Annotated in this window: 1 protein-coding gene; it reads right to left on the minus strand. The window is 46.8% G+C overall.

The annotated features are described in order from the left end of the window. Positions 1–509: ATPase, T2SS/T4P/T4SS family (locus tag R7040_RS29040; protein WP_318097985.1), on the minus strand; the 509-nt coding region annotated here is incomplete at its 3' end. Positions 510–555: the final 46 nt, after the last annotated feature.

A 555-nucleotide genomic window follows, 5' to 3' on the forward strand; every position in this document is an offset into this window, starting at 1 on the left:
GGCGCAAGCTTACGACTTGGCGTCAAGACTTCACGCAGAACGCCGTCGACACGGAAGCGGATAGAAAGCGTCTTTTCAAACGTTTCGATATGGATATCGGACGCACCTTCTTTGATCGCTTCACCCAACATGGCATTGATCAATTTGATGATTGGCGCATCATCTTCCGACTCTAACAAGTCCTCATCATGCGGTAGCTCTTCTGCCAACGAGAAGAAATCATCACTATCGGCACCGATATCTTCCATCAATTGACGAGCTTCTGATGAATCACGTTGATACGCTTCAGTCAGCTTTTTATCGAAGGATTCTTTATCGATGGCTTGAGGCACGAAACTGCGCTTAAGCACGCGACGTACTTCAACCAGAGCCGCAGGATTTAGCGGCTCCACGTAGTAAAGAATTGGAGGACGCTCAGGATGCTCAGTCTCCAAAACCAGTTTAAAGCGATTGGCAAAACTGAAGGGCAGACGACGCATACTTGGCGCAGTGTCTAACATATCTACCATTAGTTCTTTTCCATTTGATCGATAAACGCTTGAATTTCAGCAGGAT

It is taken from the genome of Vibrio sp. 1069 (assembly GCF_033340555.1).